At 43.2% G+C, this 24,236-nt stretch carries 19 protein-coding genes; 7 read left to right on the plus strand and 12 right to left on the minus strand.

Going from position 1 to position 24,236, the window contains the following annotated elements; all coding sequences use genetic code 11:
* Positions 1–3: 3 nt before the first annotated feature.
* The 12 genes from ACSFC1_RS04350 to ACSFC1_RS04405 form a co-directional block, all read right to left on the minus strand.
* Positions 4–2,418, minus strand: coding sequence for a polysaccharide pyruvyl transferase family protein (locus ACSFC1_RS04350; RefSeq protein ID WP_435564898.1), 2,415 nt, complete (start codon positions 2,416–2,418; stop codon positions 4–6).
* A 52-nt stretch (positions 2,419–2,470) separates the two neighbouring features.
* Positions 2,471–3,514: a glycosyltransferase family 2 protein gene (locus ACSFC1_RS04355; RefSeq protein ID WP_435564899.1), complete on the minus strand. Its 1,044-nt coding sequence runs from the start codon at positions 3,512–3,514 to the stop codon at positions 2,471–2,473.
* 271 nt (positions 3,515–3,785) lie between these two features.
* Positions 3,786–4,802 carry a glycosyltransferase family 2 protein gene (locus ACSFC1_RS04360; RefSeq protein ID WP_435564900.1) on the minus strand — a complete coding sequence of 339 codons (1,017 nt, stop codon included), beginning with the start codon at positions 4,800–4,802 and terminating at the stop codon, positions 3,786–3,788.
* 114 nt (positions 4,803–4,916) lie between these two features.
* Positions 4,917–6,089: a hypothetical protein gene (locus tag ACSFC1_RS04365; RefSeq protein ID WP_435564901.1), complete on the minus strand. Its 1,173-nt coding sequence runs from the start codon at positions 6,087–6,089 to the stop codon at positions 4,917–4,919.
* Positions 6,090–6,091: 2 nt separating this feature from the next.
* Positions 6,092–7,207 carry a glycosyltransferase gene (locus ACSFC1_RS04370; RefSeq protein ID WP_435564902.1) on the minus strand — a complete coding sequence of 372 codons (1,116 nt, stop codon included), beginning with the start codon at positions 7,205–7,207 and terminating at the stop codon, positions 6,092–6,094.
* On the minus strand, positions 7,204–8,115 hold the full coding sequence (locus ACSFC1_RS04375) for a glycosyltransferase (protein ID WP_435564903.1): 912 nt from the start codon (positions 8,113–8,115) through the stop codon (positions 7,204–7,206). The genes ACSFC1_RS04370 and ACSFC1_RS04375 overlap by 4 nt, the downstream gene beginning before the upstream one ends.
* Before the next feature lie 107 nt (positions 8,116–8,222).
* Positions 8,223–8,921: a glycosyltransferase gene (locus tag ACSFC1_RS04380; protein WP_435564904.1), complete on the minus strand. Its 699-nt coding sequence runs from the start codon at positions 8,919–8,921 to the stop codon at positions 8,223–8,225.
* 25 nt (positions 8,922–8,946) lie between these two features.
* Positions 8,947–10,182, minus strand: a complete 1,236-nt coding sequence (locus ACSFC1_RS04385) for a sugar transferase (RefSeq protein WP_435564905.1) — start codon at positions 10,180–10,182, stop codon at positions 8,947–8,949.
* A gap of 1,072 nt (positions 10,183–11,254) precedes the next feature.
* Positions 11,255–11,743, minus strand: coding sequence for a hypothetical protein (locus ACSFC1_RS04390; protein ID WP_435564906.1), 489 nt, complete (start codon positions 11,741–11,743; stop codon positions 11,255–11,257).
* A 116-nt stretch (positions 11,744–11,859) separates the two neighbouring features.
* Positions 11,860–12,093 (minus strand): hypothetical protein, encoded by a 234-nt coding sequence (locus tag ACSFC1_RS04395; RefSeq protein WP_435564907.1) that lies wholly within the window; start codon positions 12,091–12,093, stop codon positions 11,860–11,862.
* A 78-nt stretch (positions 12,094–12,171) separates the two neighbouring features.
* A complete protein-coding gene (locus tag ACSFC1_RS04400; protein ID WP_435564908.1) occupies positions 12,172–13,488 on the minus strand; it encodes a hypothetical protein in 1,317 nt (438 codons plus the stop codon).
* Between the two features lie 401 nt (positions 13,489–13,889).
* On the minus strand, positions 13,890–14,933 hold the full coding sequence (locus ACSFC1_RS04405) for an endo-1,4-beta-xylanase (protein WP_435564909.1): 1,044 nt from the start codon (positions 14,931–14,933) through the stop codon (positions 13,890–13,892).
* Positions 14,934–15,165: 232 nt separating this feature from the next.
* Between ACSFC1_RS04405 and ACSFC1_RS04410 the strand changes: the two genes are divergently transcribed.
* The 7 genes from ACSFC1_RS04410 to ACSFC1_RS04440 are packed head-to-tail and all read left to right on the plus strand — an operon-like array spanning position 15,166 to position 24,235.
* Positions 15,166–17,040, plus strand: coding sequence for an ABC transporter substrate-binding protein (locus ACSFC1_RS04410; protein WP_435564910.1), 1,875 nt, complete (start codon positions 15,166–15,168; stop codon positions 17,038–17,040).
* A 54-nt stretch (positions 17,041–17,094) separates the two neighbouring features.
* Positions 17,095–18,102: an ABC transporter permease gene (locus tag ACSFC1_RS04415; RefSeq protein WP_435564911.1), complete on the plus strand. Its 1,008-nt coding sequence runs from the start codon at positions 17,095–17,097 to the stop codon at positions 18,100–18,102.
* Positions 18,103–18,112: 10 nt separating this feature from the next.
* On the plus strand, positions 18,113–18,967 hold the full coding sequence (locus ACSFC1_RS04420) for an ABC transporter permease (RefSeq protein WP_435564912.1): 855 nt from the start codon (positions 18,113–18,115) through the stop codon (positions 18,965–18,967).
* A 10-nt stretch (positions 18,968–18,977) separates the two neighbouring features.
* The gene (locus tag ACSFC1_RS04425; protein ID WP_435564913.1) at positions 18,978–19,961 is read left to right on the plus strand and encodes an ABC transporter ATP-binding protein; all 984 of its coding nucleotides are present in this window, start codon (positions 18,978–18,980) and stop codon (positions 19,959–19,961) included.
* 3 nt (positions 19,962–19,964) lie between these two features.
* Entirely contained in the window at positions 19,965–20,924 is a 960-nt protein-coding gene (locus ACSFC1_RS04430) for an ABC transporter ATP-binding protein (RefSeq protein ID WP_435564914.1), read from the plus strand.
* 14 nt (positions 20,925–20,938) lie between these two features.
* Entirely contained in the window at positions 20,939–23,254 is a 2,316-nt protein-coding gene (locus ACSFC1_RS04435; RefSeq protein WP_435564915.1) for a glycoside hydrolase family 3 N-terminal domain-containing protein, read from the plus strand.
* Positions 23,255–24,235, plus strand: a complete 981-nt coding sequence (locus ACSFC1_RS04440) for an acetylxylan esterase (protein WP_435564916.1) — start codon at positions 23,255–23,257, stop codon at positions 24,233–24,235.
* The last annotated feature ends 1 nt before the right edge of the window (position 24,236 follow it).

Raw genomic sequence — 24,236 nt, forward strand, 5'->3', positions numbered from 1 at the left:
AGTTCACCTCTTCAACAACTTGCGTACTACACGTTTTGATAAGCTCATCGCTCTTCGTGCAAGACCTCTGATACCCTTGGGTGGCTTTATGTAGTTTTTCTCGATATACCTCCAGCTTTTGTGTCTGTATTCTTTTAAGATTTTCTCGCGTTCCAATGGTACTTCCATATAACCAGAGTAAATTCTGGGGTTGCTTTTCGTAGCCATTTCAAGCGGTACTTCCTCGGCAAATATTCTGCTGTCTTTGATGAGTTCTTGAAATGCATCCATACCTTTTTCATTGTTTACAAGAACCACCGATACACCTCCCTCATCTTTGTACTTTTCTGGCACACCCCAAAAGTCTCCCAGTGTTAAGTCGCCCTGCCTTGGAAGAGTGCTAAATGGGCATTCGTAGCAACTTCTGCGAAGGTACAAGTTTTTAAGAAAACCGTAGAAAAATGCGTCCTTGTAATGGGGTTTCAATACTGATTTTCCATTCTTTTTGAGAACCTTGAATGAGAATCTGCTCCAGCCAGTGTCCTTACTTCTGAAGTTTATCTCTGAAATTTCCTCGGCACGAAAGACTTCGCCCAGATACTTTTTGAAAAGCAGTGAGGAATTCACACCGTGGCACACAAGATCAATCAAAAGAACATTCCTCATTTCCTCCGGTTCGAGCGTTTTACGGATAATATTCTTTAAGCCGGCAACTTGGCATGGGGTTCCGACGAATAATACTTTTCTTCCTTCTTTAGCATCCTTAAGGATTTTTTCATACGACTTTCCGACGTAACTTTGCAGATACTTAGAGCTCACTGTTTTGGAAATATCGTTAGTAGTGCTTATCTCCATGTGTTCTGGAAGCCACTCTTTATTCCAACCTACTGCAAATACAGTGCCTCCTTTTTCTATTATCGCCTTTGCCAATTCCGGATAGATTCCACCAGATGCAGACGCCAGCCTTGTCGGTTCGTCCAGCGACCATGCAACATACGTTCGCGGCTTTTCAAGGTTTTCGTTCTCTGGGAACTTAAGCGCAGGACAGACTTGTACACATAGGCCACACTTTGTGCAAAGATCGTTATCAACCTTTGGGAAGTAAAATCCCTCTTCGTTGAAAACCATCTCTACTGCTCCATGCGGACAAACGTTGTAGCACGCAAAACAGCCGTAGCAATCGTGCACAGTTGAAACGTTCTCGTATTTTCTTGGGTTTTCCCTCTCCTTTAGTGCTTCAGAGATGGCATTCAGTAGCCATTCAGCTGACTCTTGTTTCAACTTTTCGAGTTTCTCATAAACTTGCTCCCAGTCTATGCTTTCATCCAGCCCACGTCTCAAAATCTCTTTGGGGTCAGTGAAAGCTCTGTCTTGGAGTCCGAGTTTTGACAAAACGTCTGTGACTCTGTCATTTTGCTTGATCTTTCCTTTATCGTCCCACAAAATCACATAGAATGGTTTACCAAATATAATCGCGAAAACCATACCATGAAAGGACGAAGTTACAACAAACTTTGAATTTTTAATCAACCACAAGAATTCCTTTGGTCCATATGTATAAAAATTAAGCAAAAGGTTGCTGCCTTTGTATTTCCGAAGAAGAAGAATAGCTGGATCATAATTCACGTACTTGATGCCATACCTATTAGTTATCCGCTCGACAACCGGGATAATGTTTTTGCTTCTATAAAGATCATAGACGAAAACGAATTGAGGATTAACGCTTTTTGCAGGAGATTCAGCATAGCTTGCCCAGTCTTCTGCGGATAACAGAAAAGTTGGATCTAAAACAACGGTTGGTTTAGAGCCAAGTATTTTCGAGAGTTCAACTGCGCTTCCTTCTTCCCTAACGGAGATTCTAAAAAAACTTGATAAGCTGTTTCTGTACAAACTCACAAGTTCGTCCGGAATGTTTGCAGCAACACTCGATGCATATGAGATCTTCACACCGTAGTTTACAAAGTTGAGAAGGTAAACTTTCAGTGAATTAGTATTATGAAATCTACTGTTCCATACTTGATCGGATCCTACAAGAAATAATTCATACCTTTTGTGTAAACTCTGCCAATCTCTGAAAACCTGCTCAAATGAGTGGCACGACTGGTCTGTAAATCTAATGTATTCGTTTCTAAACTGATTAAACACTTCAGAACGTTGCCGATTTTGGTTGGAGAATAACCTACTATGATAAAACTGCTTAAGATATGCCAAGCTTCTCCTGAAGACATGCTCTTTCTTTAAGAATTTAAGGACTCTTACCAAAAAAGGAGATTGTGACTGAATCCGAGTCGGATCAAAATCAAGGACTTGTATATCATAACCATGCTTTCTGAGGAACTCCTGAAGAGCCAAGCATTGCAAAACAGCACCATAGTTATCGTTATATCTGCGACCCAAAAGTGTTATGAGCGAAATCTTCACATTAAGCCCTCCTGTCATAAAAAATTATAAACCGTATATGATCGCATCGCAATATGGTGACGTAGGCTTCTTAGACTTTCCTTAACTTCATATTCTCCTTAATAGAAATCAAAAAACTGATGCATTTCAACGACAATTCACCAGGAAGCAAGCCCAACAAGATTCGTTCAGCAAACAGAACTCTCCACTTGAAAATTGACACAGGCTTGAATTTCTTTGCGTATGCAAACATCTCTCCGAACATGTTAACGTCCTTAATGGAATTAAGCGCGTAAACCTGCCTAACATACCCCCACAAGTGGATTCTTGAATAATTTTCAAACAATGACTTTGTTTTTTCATCAGCACCTGCTTCATCGAAGAATTTCGCTAAACCCTCAAATACTTCTTTTACCATCAACATCTTTTCCCACAATCGATTTTTTTGTTGCGTCACAGATCCTGGTCTCTCAAGGTAAAATGCCAGAGTGTCACTAACCGACGCGACTGCTTTGGCTGCAAACAGAGCCTTGAATTCAAAGTCAATATCCTCAGCTACCCAGTACTTTGGAGAAAAGAGTAAACAATTGTTAATTAGAAAACTACGTCTATAAATAGCACTAGCTGTCCATACCCAAACTCTCAACCTCAACGCATCTCCCAGGACTTGCAAACCGCTTCCACCATTCTCGAATTTTGTATGAACTTTGGGACTGTAAAGATCGTCGTAAGCCTCTATTGTCCTAATTCCATTACCCTGGTCTGAAATTCTACTGAACTTACAGAAAACAATATCACAATCCAATTCTTTCGCCTTTTTGTACATCTTCTCCACATAGAGTTCAGATATTCTGTCATCACCATCCAGGAAAAGAACATACTCACCAGATGCTTTTGATAGTCCAACATTTCTTGCAACACTCACACCTTGGTTTTCTTGGTCTATCACCATCCATGGAAATTCGGCATCTGCAAGTTTTTGTCTTGCAACTTCTGATGTGTTGTCTTTAGATCCATCGTTCACAACTATGACCTCTATGTTCTTGTAAGTCTGTCTTTTTACCGATTCCAAAGTTGAGCGAATGTAATCTTCGACGTTGTACGCAGGTATCACTATCGAAATTGCCGGTTGCATGAGTGTACCTCCTCAAGATATTATTTCTCTCAGCCACATATTTCAGAGATAACTATACCCTTCCTACAAGCTTTGCAAATCTTCACAAGGTGACTAAACGAATAATTTGAAGGCCAACGTTCTAAGAAAGTAGAGTTGGTTCCCAATGGAACTTTCTCAGTCTTGTCTTCTCTTTAACCTACAGTAGAGAATCAAAACTTTCAGTGGCAATTCACTGAGAACCTAACCTAAATACATTTTCATCTTCAATTCTCGACTTTCACACGTTATGCTAATACAACTGATCGATACGGGTTCCGCGAGTTAATCTGCGTATAATTTCTGCATTCAGGTTCTCCAAGTTACCTGAAAAAATTTCGTCTTTGTGTTTCTCAATCACCCTTAGGATTTCCTCTTTTTGTTCTTTGCTCAATTTCATAATAGGTAAGTAAAAATTCACCAGTTTTGTCGAAAGCTTCTCTACCACACTTTTTGGTCTAAACTTTGCCAACGCATAGAGTCTATAACCTATCATCATAAGAGTTCTCGCGTCTTGGTTCAACCTCGACGCTGGTGATTCTACATGCTGTACCAATGCCCTAGGGTTAACAACAAGTTTTTTACCTTCCAACCATAGGCTATACGAAAAAATTAGATCCTCGGCAAAGCCATAAAGTATGAGTTGTTCGTCAAATCTCTTGTATCTCAGATCTCTGGTACGATAGCTCATGAGACCACCATATAACCACTGTGCGTTTTCAATCAAATTCCTACGCAGAGGGTTTACTACCGGAAAAGTGTTGACAAGATATTCGTTAACCCTCGGTGGAAGAAAGATACCTGCTGCTACTGAAAAATAACCGCGTAGAAACGCTCTAAGGTAGCTCAAAAAGAGGTAAATGTTGTAATCAAGCTTCAGACCGAACTTTCTCACCTTCTGGATCATTCTGCCAGTCACACCTGTTACGTCATCATCATGAAGAAATGTTTTTCTGATTTCTGAAATATACTCCTTATCAAGTACTACATCGTCATCTAAGAAGGCTATAATGTCGTACTTTGGGATGGTTTCGTCCAAGATCTTATTCCGTGCGCGGGTTAATCCCTTTCTATCCATTCTTAAGTAAACAAGTTTTACACCTTGTGCTTCTTTTTCCAATTGCTCACAAACCCTCATTGTTGTATCATCGTCACTCTGATCAGCCACGAATATTGCATCGGGTAGAACACTATTCTTTAAAATGCTCATTATTGTTCTCTTTAGATCCTCCGGTCTATTAAGAGTTGGAATACCAACTGCAAGTCGCATGTTGTCACCTCTCAGTCAATGATGCTACACAACCACGAGGCACGCAATAATTATGTGCTATAGAAAGACAGTTTCGCTAGTTTAGTAGTTTAAGCATCCAGACTTTCCTATCTCTCACTGTTTGACGAGTTCCATAGCTTCCTTACTTTTAGTAGGCGAATTTAGATACATCATCATAAAATAAAAGTAGGGAACTCCGTGTGGAACAAAGGAAGCCCCTGATGTGAACAAAAGGATAAAGAATTTAGCAAACTGAGCTCTTGTGTGCTTGAAAATTGACCAAAGGAACCACAAGAAAAGACAGAAACCAATATATCCAGTCTCTACAATATAGGTAGAAAGAAGATTATGTGTCCCAATCCCGAACTCAGGTGAAATCATGGCGTTTCCTGCACCCAATCCGAATAGCGAAATGTACGAATTCCACTTTAGCATAAAATCCCTGGTACGTTGGGCTATATAAATCTTAGTTTGGAAGCTTCCATCGCTAAAGATGTTGTTGAACCATTCTGGTGCGAGTGTAAATGTAAGCAAAAAGATGAAGGAAAGCCAACCGACAAGTTGAGCGGTTCTCTTTGCAGATCGTGAAAGAATATCTACCATCAGAATTATAAACACAGCCACATAAATCGCCCTTGAGAAAGAAAGTAATGCGAAGACGAAAAACACCACTTTGAAGAATATTTTTTTGAACCCATTTTTGGAATTGAGGTATCCAGTGAATACATACAGAGATGCTGCTAAGAAACCCACCGCGTTACTGTCTCCGAAAATCAAGCTGCCTATCTTCGCTTTATAGAATTCAAGACTTCCAGTGATCAAAGATAAGAAAGCAACTTGTAACTTTTCAAACGAACCAAGCCGATAAATCGAATCAGCTGTTAGAAGTATTGTGTTGGTATACAGATATATCTTAGCTAATTTCTCACCATCACCTGGTTCTTCTTTGATCAGAATAGAAGCGACAAAGGTAAAAAAGTATGTCATTAACAAATGAACAAAAGCATTGATCTGAGGTCTCAGCAAGGGTTGTGTGAAGAGCAAATAAATCAACATGCTCAAGGAAGATATGGAAACCCTGTTCAGGCGAATCCGACCAGCGGAAGCTATTATATACAAAAGCAATCCAACCGCTCCGAAAACAGCCCAGAAGTATATTGGACTAGCATTTAAGCCATATTCTTTAAGCACAGGTGGTCTTATACCAACTAGATAGAGAGAGGAAAAAAAGAAGAAACCGTCGAATAGAATTTTCCTAACAGATACGCTGCTTGCTTCGGATAACAATGCTACCTCACCGACCTTCCCTTGATTTTCTGAAGGTATAGCTCTTGATACTCTTTACTCATCTTTTCAGGTGAGAAGAAGATATTAAAGAACTTAATTATCTCTGCCTTGTCAAAAGTTAAATTCGGGAATGATAGTATTTTTTGAACAAAATCATTGAGGTCACGGTTTTTAAACAAACTCCCGATGCTAGCACCAGCTTTTCTGGCAAGTGAAAATATTTCTACATGCGAAGGTATATCGGATAGCAACACAGGCAAACCCATAGCAAGTGCTTCTAAGACGGCTGTTGGTAATCCCTCGGACAGGCTCGCCGAAACGTAAGCATCAGCACCAAATAGAAACGAGACAACGTCCTTTTGTCTGCCAACGAAAGTTACATTTGAAGGAGCGTCGACTTCCAAATTTTTTCTCTCAGGTCCATCTCCAGCAATGACAAGCTTTAGATTTTCTGGTACCCTCTTAAAGCCATTCACAAGTAAATTTAGATTCTTTCGCTTTATTAACTCACCAACGTAGATAAATATAAAATCGTCCGGTTTCCGCTTCAGCGTCCTAATTTGCTCGGAAACAACTGTGCTGTATAGTCTATCACTAATATCTGCCGAATTCAGTATAACACATGCACGAAGGCCGTACTTATGATAAATCCCTTCTGCAAGAGAACCGGAGCAAGCTACCAGATTATCGATGCCTCTCAGCGTGAATATATGAGCAATCGCTGCAAGTACCCCTTTTAATCTGTACAATCTCGGATAGTCTTCAAGGGGGTCGCAATGAATAGTCGAGAACCTTACATATCCGGTCTCACGGAGAGATTTAGCTATGACATCAGCCCGTATGCCATGACTGTGTACTATGTCCGGGGATAGCTCATTAATCCTCTCAACATAAAGCTTCCTTGGAGGGAGTGAACCCTTCTGCCAGTTAAGTGACATAACGGGAAGGTTGAGCTCGAGGAACTCATTGATTAAACTGCTTTCTTCCTCTGGGCTTATAGTCAAAACCATCGGATCAAAAATGCTTCTGTCAAGATACTTAACTATATTGTACAACTGAAGTACAGGTCCCGTTCTCCTTAGATTCGAGATTAAGTAAAGAAGCTTTATCCTCTTCATACCACAATATTCTCCTTCTTCCGCAAGAATGTTTTGTAGAACAATTTCCTTACGCGGTTTGGCATAAGTCTTATTGCAGTTCTGGAAAGTATACCTACAAAGAGGTCCGCAAATGACAGAAAACCAAGACGATACAACTCGATCAGAAAATTGATTTCGCAACGCGCGTATTTGAGTCCGCCACGTCTACTGAACAGACTATCGCCTGCCCTTACGTGTACAAGCACATCAGGCAAGTTTGCAAAAGTAGCTCCATGCAAGATGAGTCTAACCCATAGATCATAGTCCTCGAAATAATGGATAGGCCTGTAGCCACCGACAGACTCAATTACTGATTTTTTATACACCACTGTCATATGATTAATTGGATTCCTTCTCTCCGCAAAAGAGACGATTTCTTCATGAGACTTAGGCACGAACCGGCGAGTAATGCCTTTGCTCATAGACTCGTCGAATTCTATTATTTGACCACCGAGTACGTCCACATTGCTGTTCATTGACAAGAACTTTAGCTGTCGTTCAAATCTGTCAGGAACACATATGTCATCTGTATCCATCCTAGCAATAAGTTCGTTGGAGGCTACGTTAATTCCTGTGTTGAGAGCTTTCGCAAGTCCTACGTTTTCCGATAACTTGATGCGTTTTATGCAAGAGAAATTTCTTTGCATTTCGTCTAAAATGGAATAAAGCTCATTCGTGAGCGGACCATCTTCAACGATTATTACCTCATTTGGCAAAATTGTATTTTTCATCACGCTCAAAACTGCTTCCTTAAGATATTGTGGCTTTTCCTTATGATACACAGACATCAATACAGTAAAGTTCTTTACCCTTGTGCCTTCAATTAGAAGTTGTGGAGAACTCGCTTTCACGTCATTCAGGGCTCCGCATTCCTTTTTCTTTTCCATATTTGATGTACCTCCTCGATCACCGATGCAACCGTTACCTCAAGAGATCATAATGCATCGCTGCGGTGATCCAAGTTTTTCAGGTTATCTTTCTAATCTAATTTATACTATGTTGTCCTCGAAGCAATGCTCATATAACGTGAAAACAGAAAGATAACATCTCGTGGATCAAGCCTTGCAACGTTACCAACGATTTTTACATTGTCGGATATTCCAAGTTCTTTTCTCAGTGTTCCTTTCTCTGCGGGTGGTTCTGGTATTATAGCATTAGGAATGATGACATACTGATCTTCCTTTCCTATTTTCCAGCTTTTTGCTTTCTGAAGATCTCTTTGACACAGAAGAACTATCTTGTCGCAGTATCTTGCAGCGAATCTTTCTATGAGGATTATAAACTTGCGCTTCAAGCCTTTGTATTGTTCTATTGGCCACCAGCCGTGGACTGTGTAAACAACGAGGGGAACTTTCAACATCTTCGCAGCTATTCTGCCCAAAAAACCAGCTTTCGAAGAGTGGAGATGCACTACATCGTAATGACCATTTATTATAAGTTTCTTGATCTCGAAAAACGCTTTAATGTCCTTCAGAGGCGATATCTCCCTAATGAGGTTCTCGATTAGGTGAACCTTTATACCTATCTTTTCAAGTTCTGGTATCAGCTGTCCGTCAAATTTTCCACAGGCAACTTCTACGTCATATTCTTCAGAATAATACTGTTTCAATCCATAAACCAAGGCAAAAAGAACCTTCTGTCCGCCTGCCCAATCGGAGCGAGTTATGATTTGCAAGATCTTCTTTTTGCTCATTTTACCGTTTTCCTTTTGCAAATTCTCATTTTGCCCCTTTCCCGAATATTATTGTTTCCAAGGTGAGCAGAAGTATTTTGAAATCTAAAAGTATGTTTCTGTTTTTTACGTAGTACAAGTCATAGCTGAGTTTCACTTTCGTTTCTTCAACCGTTGATGAATATTTGTAGCATATCTGTGCCCAGCCAGTTATGCCAGGTTTTACTTTGTACCGAAGAGAGTAACAGGGGATGGTGTCTTCGAAGAATCTTGAAAAAGGTGCTTGTTCTGGTCTTGGACCAACGATGCTCATATCGCCTTTGAGTACGTTTATGAATTGGAGTGATTCGTCTATTCGTGTTGCGCGTATGATTCTTCCTATCTTCAGTATTCTGTGATTTTCGTCATCTGCGAATTTCACAGTTTCGCGAAGTTGTTCTTTCATGCTTCTCAGTTTCAGCATTAAGTATTCTTTTTTGTCTTTTCCAACTCGGAGCTGTTTGAAGACAACAGGTCTTCCATCTTCCAGCAGAATGAAGAATGAAGAAAGAAGTATAAAGGGTGAGTAGAGAATTAGCCCTACCAATGCCAATACAACGTCGAGAATTCTCTTTGCTGGTGATTCTTTTATGTTATCAAAGCAGACTTTGTAGTAATCTTCAAATTTTTCGACCACCTCGATTGGTATTCTTTTGAGTACTCTTTCTGCCAAATTTGGTAGGTATTCAACTTTGTGGTTTTGCTTAATATTTATGAGTTCTTCTTCTATACTCTTCTCAAGCTGTGGATCGGCTATCAGAAGACGATCGTAATGTGAGATTTTTTGACGTAGAACAACAGGTGAAGGGTTCATATACTCGACAAAGCGATACCTTTTGTTCGACTTTTCTTCGATTTCTTTCAGTACTTTAGATAACTCATCGTCCCTGCCGATGACTAAGTACCTGATGGTTTTAATGTTTTTTGAAACCAGCTTGCCCAGTGCGTAATTAACGATGGGAAAGACAAAAACCAGTGCAAGGAACATAAAGAATACCTTGATGGAAAAGAAAGAACTTCTAAACAACTTGCAGATAACAAACAGAAAAATTGAGCCAAAGGCTACTCCGAAAAGAGATCTTGTCAGTGAATTGATAAGATTTTCAGTGTAGTCGTATAACCTGAATGCGTACAGAGCACAGATTATGACTGCTGAATAGATCAAAGACTCTGATATTCTGCTTGTTAAAAAAATACTTGGAACTACTACAATCACATAATCCAGAAACGTTAAAAAACTCACCAAATGCCCCCATTGTTCATCTTAGGTGTTCACAGGTTTAGAGCGTTCTTTTTTGAATCTCTGACTGTGAACTTTTCAATGTTCTTAAATCATGTCTGTTTTGAATATACACTTTTGCGTTCTGATTTCCATCACTTCTGCAATCGCCCAGACTATTATATTATTATAACGTAAATCAAGACTAACCAAGGTCTGACTCTGTCGTTTTAACAAGAAATTGATATCTCTAACAAGAGTTTGATTCACCTGCAACTTCTTAGCTGCGAATCTATTTTCAATAAATAGATTTTTTAGCTCATGGCTTGTGTACAAGCGGTACTATGTTTAGAAGTGTGAGAGTCTTAGCAAGAGAGATATGCGATCTTAAGGGAATCTGTAGATCTTCTTTCTAATAGAAAATGCTAACTATAGCACAGTACAACGCAAAGAGCGTCTTTTTGGGGACTTTACCTCATTTTGCCTGTGCTGGTTACTTTGCATCTTGAAGCCAGCTTGCTCTTTTGTAGACTTCATAATCTTAGACATCTTCTGTGGATACAGCGTTCATGCAAAAAATAGTGCTCAAAAGTAGTCCAAAAGCTGAGGAATTTAAGAGATGCACAGCTAAATGTTCTCTTGAGTGAGAAACAGTTAACGGAGTGATCAAAACTCTCTCAAAACGAGCTAATGTTAATAACTCAGATGATCTGTGATTGGCGGTGCAAATTGTTTCAGGCAAAGGTTCGTGTGTGCAGATGAAAACAAAAACACGGGGTAAAAACTGTATCTGGATCAAATTTAGATGCGAGTGATAGATTCGGTGAACTAATACAAACGCAGCGATTCTTGCTGGCGAGGGTCAAGAACAGGAAAAGATATCAGTTTAAAGAGAATTTTTCATCACCTGGGATGGTTGAACTTCACAGTTGAATGGTCAGAAAGGCTTACAGTTCAACGATGTTACTCAAAGTATCTGCGAAAGCTTTGAGAAAGGCACGCAGATTTTTGTTGTACAAATTTGGATATGAGAAAGCTTTCAGCTTGATTGTATGACTTGAAGACTGTGAAAAAGGCTGCCTTAGGGCAGCCTTTTTCATTTTGCAAAGAGATCTAAGTCGCAGTAGGTTGTTGAATCAACACCTTTCCACTTAATTGCAAAACTGTTTTCTTGTAGCTTGATCATTATGTCATTCTCTGGACAGTATTTGCCGTTAACTGTAGTGTTTTCTCTAAAGTGAATCTCGACTTCATGTCCGATGAAACCTCCTCCTAAATCAAAGTATGCCCAGTTTGCGATGGAAAAGTGCCTCGAATTCCATTGGTTCTTTGGCAGTACGTTCACTACTCCTTGCCTTTTCCCATCGATGTAGAACTCCACGTATGCATCTGCATTCTTTGCTGTCATGTAGTAGAAGCGATGCATATCCTCGGTGCAGGTGAATCGTACATAGTCATCGTTGTGTTGGAAGAACGCGCCGATGTAGGGGAAGTCTGTCCCCCATTCTTTGTTTTTGAAGGTAGCACCGCCTGTGAAAAGTACTGCGAAAACTATCACTGCGATCAGGATCAGTTTCTTGACCATCTTCAATCCCCCCTTACGACAGCCCATTCACTGAGATGGGCGTTTGTCTAAAGAGTAAAATCTCGGTATTAGAAATTCATTAAAAGCTCTGTGAAGAAGATTTTGAAATGACAAACTTAAAAGGTATACGTACCACTTGCAAGTGTCTTTTGCCAACTCCAGAAATCATAGCTAATCGATGGAATACCACCGCACAGACCTTGGAGCCATCCAGCCGTCTGAACTCCACCAGATGCTGTTAGACCACCTGTTATCGAATAACCAACTTGGTTTGAAGATCCAACAGAGGCACTTGTTTGAGCTTCTATCCAAGGTGTGAGTCTGACAAATGGTCCGGCGACGTAATACACGTACGCACTCAGTGTGAACGGCAGTTTGCCGGTTGCTTGAGCTCCAACCTTGGCATTGGCTTGAAAGCTGACACCTGACTACTTTGTGCTGTAAGATGGTGTTTGTCTCCAGCTGCCGTTTTCGTATGTGACCCCTAAAGAAGTGTTGAAGGTATAAGTTGCCGAGAGGTTGAAGCCTATCGAACCATAGATCTTTGCCATCGCTTCGGCATCAAGCTTTGCTTCCAAGACCAGTACTACTGGAACACCACTAACCCAAAGGGTGACGGTCTTTGTTTTGGTGGCAAGGTTCTTGGACCAGCTTTTTTCTATTGAGCCACCTGAAGAAACCTCCAGTGAAGGTTTCAGAGAAGGTGAGAATGATACAACCGTTTCGAATTTTTTGAACCTATAGCTCCAGCTGAACCATCCTGTCTTAACCCACTCGTGTTCCCAAAGAAGTGAAACATTGAAGGTGAGTGTAACGGTTGTCTTTGGTGTCACAGAGAGCGTTCCATAGGTGAAGGTGTATGAGAAAAGCTCACCTGAGGAAACACTGAAGCCCCAGCTACCAGAAAAGTCATTCTTCACTTTATGCTCCAGCGGTTTGGTCAAAGTATCAGGTTTGATCTTTTCGTTGAAAAAAACACATTGAAAAGCTGCATAATCTCGAAGCTCACTGAGTACATTAATGCTCTGTTTTTGATCTAGCAAATTCTTTGGTGCACCACCGGTTATGTAAATGATCTGTTTCAACACATAACCTCTGCTTGTCTTTTCCAGAGTGGCTTTGTAGCTGTTTTGCCCACCAAAATCTACACGCCATGTGTTTCCAGTTTCTTTTTGCGTTGGGAGTGCAGGGGCTAGTTTCTCAATATTAGAGCCTTCGGGCAGGATTACCTCTGTTACTCTTGTAGTTTCCAAATAGTTCTTCTCAGAACCAAGAAATGCTGAGATAAAGAGTTTTTCATCCAGCTCATTTTCAAAGTACTTAGGTAAGAGTAATGCAGCCAGCTTTTCATCGCCGTTGAATCCCTTCCGTCTCAAGACAAATTGCTTGTTTTCGTAGCTCAAGAAACCGTCGGCTTTCATCTTCACAGTCCATTTGAAGTGGTCGCCAAAGGAGATTTCAAAATCATTGGCTGTGAAGGAAGGTGTTGTGCCATAAAGGAAGTAATACTCTTTCGTCAGTTCATAGTAAAGATTCTTAAAGAGCGTCTTGTCTTTCTGAAACTGCTGAAAATAAATGTTGTAAAGCTTTGAGAACGCTGGTCCTTCAATTGATTCGGTTCTGGTGATAATCGCTGAACCATCGTAGTTGACTTCTATGCGCTCTTCGATGATTCTTCTGAACTGCTCAGCGTTCAGAGCGATTGAGATCAACACAATGGCGATAAACAGAAATCTTTTGAACATGCCATATCCCCCCATTCGTGTGAACCAGTTCTAAAACCTTCAGCTGAAAAATCACAAAGAGAAAGAACCTCACATCTCTTTGCAGCACTTAAAGATTTAAGTTGGTGATCTTAGAGAACAGTGAAATGACGCGTCTACTTTCAAACCCTGCCAGAGAGTTGTTAAAAAAAATTAAAAATGAATGAGAGGGTACTGGGTCGAAAGATGATCTCTCTGCAGCCTCGAAGAAATCTCTAACGAAGATGAGAATTTTTGCAAGCACCGTGAAAGTTGATACATATTTTTTGGCAACTTCTCAGCAGTTGCGTTGTCTTTCAGCAATCTCAAGAGCTTTCCTTTGAGTTTTTCACTTTGAAGAGAATAGATTGAAAATAGCTGTGAACACTGCAAAACCTGAGCGATCAATTACCCTGGGTTATTCTCTTTTTGAGTACTTCTTTTATCGCGAAATATGCAGGTTTGGGGTTGTAATCTCTGTCAAAGATCAGGGGATGATCATAACCAGTGAAAAAACCAGGCACCCAAGAGTACTTGTCAGTAAAACCCCAGAGCTGTATGGCTTGGACTGCGGGATTTTCCAGACAGATTTCGAAGATCTTTGCGTAGATTTCGGCTTGCTTCTGCAGATCTTGGTGAGTCGCATTTTTGGGTATTCTTACATCCATCTCTGTGATGTAGATCTTCAATCCAAGATCGGCGAATCTCTTAAGATTGTTTCTGAAGCTCTCATAGTTTACTCCATTGATATCTATGTGCATTTGAAAGCCAACACCGTCGATCGGTACATCATTTTCTTTCAGTTCTTTGATCAACTGGTAGGTGAAATTCGATTTGGGATTGATCGTTTCTATGTTGTAATCATTGTATATTAGTATCGCTTCTGGGTCTGCTTCTCTTGCCCAAATGAAAGCCTTTTCGATGTACTCTGGTCCTATTGTCTTGTACCAGATGGTTTGTCTGTAAGTGCCTGTATCGCTGACTGCCTCGTTCACCACGTCCCAGATTTTAACTTTACCTTTGAAATGACTGACAACCGTTTTGATGTGGTCCTCGAGGACTTTAAGAAGTTCATCTTTGGTCCATTGAGTGCTCAGCCAGAACGGAAGTTGATTGTGCCAGACCAGAGTATGACCGTGAACGAGCATGTTGTTCTCCAAAGCGAACTGGACATGACGGTCTGCGTAACTGAAGTTATATCTGTCACGCTCTGGATGAATGCTGTCCCATTTCATTTGGTTTTCCGGTGTGAGTATGTTGAACTCTCTTTTTGCCACCTCTGTGTATTTGCTGGCATCAGGTAGAAACCAAAAACTGTTCGCAGAGGCATAGCCAATGTAGATTCCTACTTTGTCGGCTATTGATCTTAAAGATTCTTCTCCACACTCAGTCGATGTAAAACAACTTACAGAAAGCAACAGTGCCGTCATAATGAACAACCTCTTCATGGTGCCACCTCCGTGCAAGCTTCAAATTTCCCGCAGCTAATTATAGCTTCGCAAGTATGAGAGAGGCAAAAGGAGAAAAAACGAGATAACGAATGAAAATAGAAGCTGGAGAGAAAAAATTAGAAACAGCTTGGGATTTCTCCAGACAGACCAGCTCAAATGACGTTTGAACTTGGTAATGCGTGTAGATTATAATTTTTCCAGCAAGCAATCAATGTAAGGGGGTGTATCTATGAGGAAAGTGCTGTTAGTAGTTTCACTACTCTTCGCCTGCTTAGTCATGGCACAGCTCGCAGCCGATGTTCCGAGGAACGAAACATTCATTGCAAACCAACTCACGGGACGCGTAGGAACACCAGGGAATTTCAACCTCTGGGCAGGTTGGCGCTGGCAAGACAGAGGCATTCAGAACCTGTTGCTCGAGTCGGTGTGGTGTGTAGAGTACGCTACTGGTGAGATCATCAACGCCTTGGCGGCAGAACCACCAATCTACAACTCTGATTTTACAGAACTGACGATCAAACTGAGAAAGGGCGTCTACTGGAGCGACGGTGTGCCGTTCACCGCTGACGACGTGGTGTACACGATCGAGTTGTGCAAGAGTGTGCCGGGTATGAGCTACAACGCCCAGCTGCAACAAGTCGCAGAGGTGAAAAAGCTCGATGATTACACCGTCGTGGTGAAACTCACCGAACCAAACTCGAGATTCCACACGCATTTCCTTGACAGATGGGGCGCGCTCAGAATTCTTCCAAAACATGTCTTTGAGAAAGCCGCAGACCCGATGACCTTCGAGTTCAATCCACCAGTCGGTACAGGACCTTACGTACTGAAAGGGTACGATCCAGGTGGATACTGGACTTTGTGGGAGCTCAGAGAAGATTGGCAGAGAACACCCACGGGAATGCTCTACGGCAAACCTGCACCAAAGTACGTTTTGATTCAAACCTTCGGCACCGCAGAACAACAAGTGCTCGCAATGGCAAGACATGAACTGGATGCAGCAGACTTGACGATGGAAGGTCTCAGAGCAGTACTTCAGAGAGTTAACACCGCAAGGGCATGGAGAAGAGACTTTCCATGGAGCGTCAACATAGACCCATGTGTCACAGGATTGCATCTGAACACCGCGATCGAACCGTACAACAATCCAGAGGTAAGATGGGCTCTGACACTGGCTATAGACATTGTTGAATACGCAGGAAACGCATTCGATGGTGCCGTGACGCTCAGCCCAATTCACTTACCGCTTACGAGCGCCTATTACAATTGGTACTTCACACGCATCGAAGAATGGCTCAAATCCTTTGAACTTGATCTTGGTGATGGACAGAAGTTCAAACCATACGATCCAACTGCAGGTGAAAGGCTCGCTGAGTATGCCAAGAAGAGAGGTTACAAAGTTCCAACCGATCCAGAGGAGATCAAGAAGGTCTTCGGACCAGGTTGGTACAAGTACGCACCAGATGTAGCAGAAAAACTGCTGATCAAGAACGGATTCAAGAGAGATCCCAAGACGGGTAAGTGGCTGCTACCAGATGGTAAGCCATGGACGATCACGATTTTGACGACTACGAACCCAGCACACCCAAGTTATAGAAACGGTTTTGCTGCATCACAAGCATGGAAGAAGTTTGGAATCGATGTTACCGTCATGACCAGCGATGCTCTGGCAACACTGGGGCAGCGCGGAGAGTTCGAGATCACTACGGACTGGCCCGCCGCAGAGCCGTGGGGAGGTCACCCAGATCTCTTCAGAGTCTTTGATCCGTACAACTCACAGTATCTGGTACCCATTGGAGAAAATGCACCGTGGGGGAACTATGGACGATGGACTAACCCAGAGATGGATGCTGTCATCGCCAAACTCAAGGAAACTGATTGGAACGACACTGAAGGCATCGTCACTGTTGGCTTGGAAGGACTCAAATTGTTGATCAAGGAGATGGCCGGTATTCCAACCTTCAACTATCCAGGTGTTGTGGCATGGGATGAATACTACTGGACGAACTATCCAGGTGCCGAGAACATGTACTCTCAACCGTATCACCACTGGCCAAACCTTAAGTACATGCTGCCATTCTTGAAACCAACAGGTAAGAAATGATGCAAGCTGGGGCGTTTACGCGCCCCGGCATATTTTTCAAAGGAGGTCGAAGCTTTGAGATTCTTTAGGACTTACTTTCTCCCCAGGATCCTTATCTACCTTCTTGTAATTGTTGTTGGAGTCACTATCGTTTTTGTAATTCCAAGATTGCTTCCGATGGACCCCATTCAACAAATGATAGGACAGATAACATCAACTGGAGCTTATCTGGACCCAAAGGCAATGAATTATATGATCGAGACGCTCAAAGAGTTGTACGGCTTGAAGGGTTCTCTCTGGGAGCAGTACTGGGCTTTTTGGAAAAGATTGTTCAGAGGTGATTTTGGACCGTCATACTTTCAGTTCCCTGTACCGGTCATGTCTTTGATAAGACAGTCTTTGCCGTGGACACTCGGGCTTTTGCTCACAACGACATTGGTTTCTTGGATCTTTGGTAACGTCTTGGGAGCGTTGGGAGGTTACTTTCCTCAAAAAAGTTGGGCAAAGATTCTGGATGTTCTTTCCATGGTGATAAGACCGATGCCATATTATGTTCTGGCTCTGTCGTTGCTCTTGCTTTTTGCATATTTCATCCCGATCTTTCCTTTGGGTGGAGGGTTTCTCATAGGTGGAAGGATAGGCTTTGATCTTCGCAGTATTTTGATACTGCTGAAGCATGCTTTTCTGCCGGCTATGTCCTTGATACTCTTAGGTGTCTTTCTGTGGTTTCAAGCCATGAAACTCGTTGTTCAGAGTGTTAAAAATGAAGATTTCGTTTCTTACGCGAAACTTGGAGGTTTGAGCCAGTCGAAGATCGTGAGAAGGTATGTTATGAGAAATGCGATGCTGCCACAGATCACGGGGTTAGCACTCTCATTGGGTCAGATCTTCAGTGGTGCATTGATCACAGAGATCGTCTTCTCTTACCCGGGGCTGGGCACACTGCTTTACAATGCGATCTTCACGGGCGATTACAACCTGCTCATGGGCATAATGAGCATGTCAATCTTCGTCATAACGACGAGCATCCTTGTGATAGATTTGCTCTATCCGATCTTCGACCCGAGAGTCAGATACAGATGAGGTGGATGCGATGAAAACACTGAGAGATCTTCTGAGAGATGGTAGATTCAAGTTCGCTTTCGCGGTGTGTTTGGTTCTTTTGATTTTGTCTGTGCTGAGCTTCTTTTCGCCTTACGATCCCTACAGATGGAACGTTGTGCAGCGTGATCTTCCACCCCAGTGGCCACACGTACTGGGCACGACTTCCACAGGCCAAGACATCTTTTGGCTGCTCACCTTTGCCGTGCGTAACTCTCTGACTATGTCTTTGATCGCCAGTATGATATCGCGCGTCATAGCTATCATTATCGGTCTGACGGCTGGTCACAAGGGGGGCAAGGTCGATAAGATTCTCATGTTCCTCAGTGATTCTTTTTTGATCATCCCTTTGCTCTTGATCATAATCATGTTTGCTGTGATGGTTAAAGGAAGGATGAACTTGGCTGGGCTTGGGTTGTTGCTTGGTATGTTCGGTTGGGCTTGGGACGCCAGAGTGATAAGATCTCAGGTGCTGAGCCTGCGTGAAAGAGATTTCATTTACACTGCCGTTCTTTCGGGTTCTTCCACGCTCTCAATAGTCTTTAAAGAGTATATGCCATTCTTGATTCCTTTGATCTTTGCAACACTCATTGGTAATATGTCTTGGGCAATCGGGATGGAGATCGTCCTGGCGATCCTTGGTGTTTTGAATCTTGAAACACCGATGATCGGCACAATGCTATACTGGGCAATCAACTATCAATCGATTCTCTTAGGTTATTGGTGGTGGATCCTCACGCCAGTGACGACGAGTGTCTTCTTGTTCATCGCTCTGTATCTGATGTCTGTGAGCATTAGTGAATACCTCGATCCGAGAATGAGAATTCAAAGAGTAGGTAGAGCTTGAGGTGTTGCCGATGAAGACGTTGATCGAAGCGAAGAAGGTCAAAGCGTACTATGTTCTTGAAATCTTTGGTAAGCAGAGGACCGTCAGGGCGGTAGACGAAGTTGATCTGGATGTTCTGGAAGGCTCAATACACGGAATCGCTGGTGAGAGTGGTTGTGGCAAAACCACCTTTCTTAAGGTTCTCTTCGCAGCTGTTGAACCACCTTTGAGAATGGTCGATGGAAAAGTGTACTACGTGGATGGCACTAAAGCGATCGATCTGTACTCGGTTGAGGAATCTGAAAGAAAGAGGTTTAGATGGTCCTTTGCTTCATATGTGCCCCAAGGCTCGATGAGTGTACTCAACCCAGTGCTGAAGATAAAGGACACTTTCAGAGACTTCATCTCAAGCCATCTAAAAGGAAAGAATAAGAACGAAGCGTACGAGATGGCGAAAGAGCACCTCAAGGAGCTGGGGCTGCCATTCAAGATTTTGGATGCTTACCCGCACCAGCTTTCTGGCGGTATGAGACAAAGAGTGACCATAGCGCTTGCGACGGTCTTGAAGCCCAAGGTGATCATTGCCGATGAAGCCACCACCGCACTGGATGTGGTGACACAGCGAGCTGTCATTCAGCTGTTGAAGGACATACAAACGTGGCAGCACAGTGCCCTTGTTTTAGTCACCCACGACATGGGTGTGCACGCTAACATTACGAACTTGTTGAGCGTCATGTACGCAGGAAAAGTAATAGAAGAAGGAAGGACTGAAGAGTTATTCGACAATCCCAAACATCCCTACACTCAATACCTCATCAAGTCGTTGCCAAGATTCGGTGACAGATCAAAAAGGGAGAGTCCTCCGGGCAGTCCGCCATCGCTCTTGAATCTGCCGAGCGGGTGCGCGTTTCATCCGCGATGCCCGTTCAAGATGCAAAAGTGTGAAAAGGAACAACCTACCACCTTTAAAGTGAGCGAATCACACAAGGTTGCATGTTGGCTCGCGGAGGGATGACAGTTGACTGAGATACTGAGAGTTTCGAACCTAACGAAGATATTCACGATTGGCAGTATTTTTTCTAGGACTAAAATCGTCGCCGTGAATAACGTATCGTTTGGTGTGAACAGAGCAGAAGTCTTCACGCTTGCAGGCGAGAGTGGTTGTGGCAAGACGACGATCGCAAAGATTTTGCTTGGCTTTGAGCATCCTACGGAAGGAATCATCGAATACAATGGTCGTAGGATAGATAACATTAAGCCAAAAGAGAGATTCAAACTCAGAAAAGAGATTCAAACGATCTTTCAGAATCCTTTTTCCACCTTCAATCCATTGAGAAAGGTAGACAGGTACTTCTTTGAAGCACTTCGAAATTTCGAAATCACCGAGCAAGAAAGTGATGTTGTGAGAATCATAAAAGAAAAACTTGATGCCGTTGGCGTGGCATATGAGGAGTTTTGTGAGAAGTATCCGGGTGAGTTCTCTGGAGGACAGCTTCAGCGAATCTCCATAGCTCGGGCGCTGCTGACCAATCCAACTTTGATCATCGCAGACGAGCCGGTGTCGATGGTTGATGCTTCGCTCAGAATGTCCATCGTGAACCTTTTCAAAGATCTGCGCGACAAGTTTGGTGTCAGTGTTTTGTACATAACGCACGATCTTGCCACGGCGTACTATGTTAGCGACCGAATGGCAGTAATGTTCCGCGGTGAGATCGTCGAACTCGGTCGTGCCGATAAGGTTCTTCAAGAACCTAAGCATCCGTACACTCGATTGCTCAGAGAATCTGTGCCGGAGCCCGATCCTTCCAAACGCTGGACCTCAAAGGTAGTACTCGCAGAACAGGAACACGAGGAATATTTGAGGACAGGATGCAAGTTCGCTGGGAGATGCCCAACTGCTATGGAAATCTGCAAGAGAGAATCGCCAGATTATTACGAGGTCGATGGGGTAAAAGTGAGGTGCTTTCTGTACAAATAAAGGAGGTTGATAATGTGGAACTTTACAAGAATTCAAAGGTATCTGCAGAGATCAGGGCAAAGGATTTGCTCTCGAAGATGACTTTAGATGAGAAGATATCACAACTGGGTTCAGTGTGGGGATATGAACTGCTCGATGAAGAAGGGCGATTCCTTGAAAAGAAAGCCAATGAGTTGTTAAAACACGGTATGGGACAGATAACGCGACCAGGTGGCGCAACGAATTTGGAACCAGCTGAGGTGGTCAAGTTCGTAAACCAGATTCAAAAATATCTGATTGAGAAGACCAGACTCGGCATTCCAGCGCTCATTCACGAAGAATGCCTTGCTGGATATATGGGCTTGGGTGCAACGAATTTTCCACAACCCATAGCGATGGCGAGTACGTGGGATCCAGATCTTATCCATCGCGTTGGACGTGCTATTGGAAGCGATATGAAAAAAATAGGTGCGCACCAAGGACTTGCACCCGTGGTGGATGTGGTCAGAGATCCCAGATGGGGAAGGACCGAAGAAAGCTTTGGTGAATCGCCTTATCTTGTGGCGCGCATGGGAGTTAGATACATCGAAGGGATTCAGAAAAACGGAGTCATAGCGACAACGAAACACTACGTGGCGTACGGAGCTGCTGAAGGCGGTAAGAACTGGGCACCGAGCAACGTCGCACCAAGAGAGTTGCGAGAAGTTTTCATGTTTCCTTTTGAGGCTGCTGTGAAGTGCGCAAATGTTCTATCGGTAATGAACTCCTACAGCGAGATCGATGGTGTTCCATGTGCTTGTTCAGAGGAACTCTTGGACAGAATGCTCAGAAAAGAATGGGGATTCAAGGGCATTGTTGTTTCTGATTATTTCGCTGTCGACAATTTGAGGAGCTATCACAAGATCGCAAAAGACAAAGCTCAGGCGGCAAAGCTGGCACTTGAGGCAGGCATAGACATAGAACTTCCCAAGATGGATTGCTACTACGAGTTGAAGAAGCTTGTTGAGAGCGGTCAACTTTCCGAGAGTGTTCTGGATGAAGCGGTCTTCAGAGTGTTACTGATGAAGTTCAAGCTTGGACTCTTTGAAAGACCGTACGTTGAAGAGTGTGAGCAACTGCCAAAGCACGGCGATCTCGCACTGGAAGTTGCAAGAAAATCGATCGTTCTTTTGAAGAACGATGGAATACTGCCTTTGAAGAAAGGGCTAAAAGTAGCGCTGGTTGGACCAAACTCAAGGAACGTGCGAAATATGTTTGGTGACTACTCTTACTACACTCACATAAAGGCTCTACTTGATACTGTCAACTTGGCAGCGGTCAACGCACCAACCTTCAATTTGAAAAAGGTGGAGGAGGTCGTCAACAACGAACTGCAGCACGTTAGAGATGTGTACGATCTTCTGAAAAATGAAGGTATTGATCTTGAATGGGCTGAAGGCTGTGGTGTGCTCGAAGGAGATGAACAAGCTATACGTGAAGCAGTGACTTTGGCAGAGAAGTGTGATGTGATCATAGCAGTGATGGGTGATAGATCTGGTTTAACGAAAGATTGCACCTCTGGTGAATCAAGAGACAGTGCGAATTTGAGACTACCAGGTCTTCAAGAGAAACTGCTCTTGGAACTCGCAAAGGTGAAAAAGCCCATCGTGTTGGTGCTTGTGACAGGTAGACCATATGCCTTAGAGATTGTTGAGGACAAGATGAACGCAATCGTGGAGGCATGGTTGCCAGCAGAGGCTGGTGGACAAGCGATTGTCGATGTACTGCTTGGCAAGGTCAATCCATCTGGAAAACTTCCGATCAGTTTTCCAAGGAGCGCTGGACAGCTTCCTGTTTTCCATTATGTGAAACCTTCTGGTGGAAGATCACACTGGCACAAGGACTACGTGGATGAACCTGTCGAACCACTCTATCCATTTGGGCATGGTCTTTCTTACACAAAGTTTGAGTATTCGAACTTTTGTATAGAATCTAAGCAAGTTCCAACAGCCGGTGAGATCATCGTGAAGGTTGATCTGAAGAACGTTGGAGAGGTGGCAGGAGAAGAAGTTGTTCAGCTTTATGTCGGTCGAGAGAATGGTTCGGTGACAAGACCTGTGAAGGAACTGAAAGGGTTTGTGAGAGTGCAGCTCGAGCCAGGTCAAAGCAGAACAGTACAGTTCAGAGTACACACCGATGTTCTGGCTTATTACAATCGGAGGATGGAGCTTGTCGTTGAGCCGGGCATCTACAAGTTCATGGTGGGTGCTTCATCTGCCGATATCAAGTTCTGTGAAGAGGTGGAACTGGTTGGTGAAGAAAGAAAAGTTCCAACCTCGAGAAGATTCTTCAGTGAAACGGAGGTATTCTGAGTGGCACAGTACGATCTGCCGCTGGAACAGCTGAGGCAGTATCTTCCCGAGAGAAGAGAAGAGCCAGACTTTGGCGAGTTTTGGCGTGAAACGATACAACAGAGTTTAGAGAGATTTGAACCACCAATCTTCAATGAAGTGGACGTTGGTTTGAAGGTGCTGAGAACTTATGATGTGACCTTCAGTGGATACATGGGGCAGAAGATCAAGGCGTGGTTCATCGTTCCGAAAGGTACTAAAGAGAATCTACCGTGTGTGGTCGAGTTCGTTGGTTACGGTGGAGGCAGAGGTTTTCCACACGACTGGTTGATATACGCTTGTGCAAACTATGCACACTTTGTCATGGACACACGCGGTCAAGGCAGCAGTTGGCTCAAGGGCGACACTCCAGACTACGAATCTTCTCAAGGACCACAGTATCCTGGCTTCATGACGAGGGGCATACTTGATCCACAAACTTATTACTATAGAAGAGTCTTCACCGACGCGGTTATGGCTGTTGAGTCTGTCATGCATCTTCCCTACGTCGACGCAGAGAGAATGGCCGTGGGGGGAACGAGCCAAGGTGGTGGTATTGCGATCGCCACCGCGGCTCTTTCAAGAAAAGTGAAAGCTTTGATCTGTGATGTACCCTTTTTGTGCCATTTTGAGCGCGCAGTGGAACTGGTGGACAGCACGCCGTACGCTGAGATCAGTAGATATTGTAAGATTCATCCAGATCAGACCGAAACAGTCTTCAGGACTTTGTCTTACTTCGATGGGGTGAACTTTGCCGCGAGAGCAAGAGCTTCTGCCTTGTTCTCTGTGGCACTGATGGACGACATATGTCCACCTTCTACGGTCTTCGCCGCATACAATCATTACGCTGGAGCGAAGCAAATCGAAGTTTATCCTTTCGCGGGTCACGAAGGAGGAGGGTCGTATCACATCCAAAACAAGATAAAATTTCTGCAAGAGATTTTTTCATCGCGGGAGGTATGAA

It is taken from the genome of Pseudothermotoga sp. U03pept (assembly GCF_051235805.1).
GTDB lineage: Bacteria > Thermotogota > Thermotogae > Thermotogales > DSM-5069 > Pseudothermotoga_B.